2 protein-coding genes are annotated in these 3,770 nt (G+C 64.4%); both read right to left on the minus strand.

Annotation, left to right across the window (positions count from 1 at the left end; all coding sequences use genetic code 11):
- On the minus strand, positions 1–1,716 hold a 1,716-nt coding region (gene rpoD / locus ABZD10_RS14220), incomplete at its 3' end, for an RNA polymerase sigma factor RpoD (RefSeq protein WP_372887470.1).
- A 135-nt stretch (positions 1,717–1,851) separates the two neighbouring features.
- Positions 1,852–3,768, minus strand: a complete 1,917-nt coding sequence (dnaG, locus tag ABZD10_RS14225) for a DNA primase (RefSeq protein WP_372887472.1) — start codon at positions 3,766–3,768, stop codon at positions 1,852–1,854.
- Positions 3,769–3,770 lie beyond the last annotated feature (2 nt).

Consider the following 3,770-nt stretch of genomic DNA (forward strand, 5'->3'; position numbering starts at 1 on the left):
GGCATCTTCGATGAAATCACCCAGGTGGGAATCTTCGTCATCACCGATGGGTGTTTCCATGGAGATCGGTTCCTTGGCGATTTTCAGTACGCGCCGGACTTTCTCTTCCGACATGTCCATGCGCTCGCCCAGTTCCTCCGGCGTCGGATCCCGGCCCTTTTCGTGCACCATCTGACGGGAGATACGATTGAGCTTGTTGATGGTCTCGATCATATGCACCGGAATCCGGATGGTGCGGGCCTGATCGGCAATCGAGCGGGTGATCGCCTGGCGGATCCACCAGGTCGCATAGGTCGAGAACTTATAGCCGCGACGGTATTCGAACTTGTCCACCGCCTTCATCAGGCCGATGTTGCCTTCCTGAATGAGATCAAGGAATTGCAGGCCACGGTTGGTGTATTTCTTGGCGATCGAGATCACCAGACGCAGGTTGGCCTCGACCATTTCCTTCTTGGCCTGGCGGGCCTCTTTCTCGCCTTTTTGCACCTGTTGCACGATGCGGCGGAACTCGGGGATGTCGAGACCGACATAGGTGCCGACCTGCGCCATGTCGTTGCGCAGCTCTTCGACCTTGTCGGCCGAGCGTTCCATGAACATCTGCCAGCCGCGCCCGGGCTTCTGGCTCATGTCGTCAAGCCAGGTCGGATCCAGCTCGCGGCCGCGATAGGCCTCGATGAATTCGCGGCGGTTGATACGGGCCTGATCGGCCAGCTTGACCATGGCGCTGTCGATCTGCATCACCCGGCGGTTGATGCCGTACAGCTGGTCGATCAGCGCCTCGATGCGGTTGTTGTGCAGGTGCAGCTCGTTGACCAGCTCGACGATCTCCGAGCGCAGTTTCTGATAGGTGCTCTCTTCCTTTTCGGTAAAGGAATCGTCCTCGTTCAGGGTCGCGCTGATGCGGGCATCCTGCATATCGGACAGCAGGGCGAAATCGCGCGCGATCAGGTCGAGGGTTTCCAGCACCCGCGGTTTCAGCGCCGCTTCCATCGCCGCCAGCGACATGTTGGCCTGTTCGTCCTCGTCTTCGTCGTCATCCTTGGCGATCGGGTTGCCGTCGGCGTCAAGTTCGGGGCCGGCGTCTTCCTTTTTCGGTGCCGCGTTGACATTCGAGGTGTCGACCACAGGCTCTTCTTCGTCATCGCCCATCTGGTTGCCGAAGGTGGTCTCGAGGTCGATCACGTCGCGCAGCAGGATGTCTTCGGACAGAAGTTCGTCGCGCCAGATGGTGATCGCCTGGAAGGTCAGCGGGCTTTCGCAGAGACCTGCGATCATCGTGTTGCGCCCGGCCTCGATGCGCTTGGCGATGGCGATCTCGCCCTCGCGGCTCAGCAGTTCGACCGAGCCCATCTCGCGCAGATACATGCGCACCGGGTCGTCGGTGCGGTCAAGCTTTTCGGTGGTGCCCGAGCCAAGCGCAACCTCGCGGTTTGCCGACGAGGTGTCGACCACGGCGGTGGATTTCTGCTCTTCTTCCTCGGCCTCTTCATCCTCGATGATGTTGATGCCCATTTCCGAAAGCATCGACATCACGTCTTCGATCTGCTCCGAGCTGACCTGATCGGGGGGCAGCACCTGGTTCAGCTGATCGTAGGTGATATAGCCTTTCTCGCGGGCCTCGGCGATCATCTTCTTGACCGCCGCCTGGCTCATGTCGAGCGAGATTTCAGCGTCCTGATCGGCCGGCTTGCGGTCGTCGTTGTCTTTGGCGGCCATGCGGTGCTCCTGCAAAAAAGGGCTGGCGGGTGATTCGCGCTGCAACGAATCAACAGTGCGCGAAAATGATTCGCAACCCGAATACCCCGATTCCTTTACCTGCTCCCCGCGGGAATGCCCAGCGACCCGCCGGCCTCATTCCTTGGAAGAGCCAATTCGTTTCATCAGCGCGTCCAGCGCCGCGCGTTCCTGTTTGTCGATCGGCGCCCCGTTGGGGCCGATCTCGAAATCGCCGCTGTCTTCCTGGCGGCTGCGCAGGGCGCGGTTGCGCGCCTCGGCGGCCTGCCCCAGGCGCCAGGTCACCGCCTCGTCGGCGACGAGGTGAATATCCTCTTCGGCCTCGGCGATCTCGGCCGTCAGCCCGCGCTCGGTCTTCATCTTGGCCAGTTCCTCGCCCAGCGTCAGCCGCGCCAGGTCGCGGTCTCCGGGATGGCGCACCGCCGGCGTGATCGCCACATGGGGATGGCGCAACAGGGTTTCAACCGCCTCGGTCCCCAGCACCCGTTCGACCGCCGCACGCGGGTCGGGGCTGTGGGCGTTCTGCAACAGCACGTCGCGCAGCCGCGCGGTCTCGGGGTCGATGCAGTCCATGGCCTCGATCTCATATTCGAAATCATCGAGGATCTCGGGCGTGGTCAGCACCACCGCCAGCACCACGCTCTCGCGCAGCCGCTGTTCCACCGCGCCCTGCGCGGCGGCCAGCATCGAGGCGCGGGTGTTGGTCTGCACCTGCGGTGTGGGCGACCATTTGCCCTTGCCCCTGCCTTGGAAACCGCCCTCGCTGCGCTTGGGGCGGAACAGCTGCCAGCGCAGCTCCTTGATTGCCTCGCCGTAATGGCGGCGGATCGAAGGATCGCGGATCAGCAGGATCTTGTCGCGCAGCGCCTTGTCCAGCGCCGCCCGGCGCTCGGGGCTGTCGAACACCCGGCCCTCGATCTCGCGGCGCCACAGCAGGTCGACCATCGGCACCGCCGCATCCAGCACCTTCTGCACCGCGCCGGCGCCCCGCGCCCGGATCAGGTCGTCGGGATCCTGCCCCTCGGGCATCAGCGCGAAACGCAGGCTCTTGCCGGCTTCGAGCAGCGGCAGCGCCAGGTCGATCAGCCGCATCGCGGCGCGCAGCCCGGCCGTGTCGCCGTCCAGCGCGATCACCGGCTCGGGCGCGATCCGCCACATCATCTCGAGCTGGCTCTCGGTGATCGCGGTGCCGAGTGGCGCCACCGTGGCGCCGAAACCGGCCTCGGCAAGGGCGATCACGTCCATATAGCCTTCGGCGACCACCAGCGGCCGCCCGCGGCCGGCGGCTTCGCGGGCCGGTCCGTGGTTGAACAGGCTGCGCCCCTTGTCGAACAGCTCGGTCTCGGGCGAGTTCAGGTATTTGGCATTGTCATTGGGGTCCATCGCCCGCCCGCCGAAGGCAATGCAGCGCCCGCGCGCGTCGCGGATCGGGAACATGATGCGGTTGCGGAAGGTGTCATAGGGCTTGCCGCCCCGGTTCGACGGCTTGGCCAGCCCGCAGCCAAGGATCATCTCCGGGGGCACCCCCTTGCCGGCTAGGTGATCCCACAGCCCCTGCCAGCCTTCGGGTGCGAAACCGATGTCCCAGCGGTCGCAGGCCGCCGCGTCAAGGCCGCGCCCGGCAAGATAGTCGCGCGCCGCCGCCCCGGCCGCGGTCTTCAGTTGCAGGCGGAAGAATTGCGCCGCCTGTTCCATGACCTCGGCCATCCGGCTGCGGCGGTCGGATTTCTCCTGCGCCCCGGGGTCGCGCGCCGGCATCGGCATCCCGGCCTCGCGGGCCAGGATCTCTACCGCCTCCATGAAGCCGACATTCTCGGTTTCCTGGACAAAGGAAATCGCGTCGCCCTTGGCCTGACAGCCAAAGCAATAGTAGAATCCCTTGCGGTCATCCACATGAAATGACGCGGTTTTTTCCTGGTGGAAGGGGCACGGAGACCACATGTCGCCCTTACCCTGATTGGACTTGCGCGGATCCCACGTGACCTTGCGTCCCACCACCTGGCTCAGGCTGGTGCGGCTGCGCAGTTCATCCATGA

Source organism: Shimia sp., from assembly GCF_041624275.1.
GTDB lineage: Bacteria > Pseudomonadota > Alphaproteobacteria > Rhodobacterales > Rhodobacteraceae > Shimia.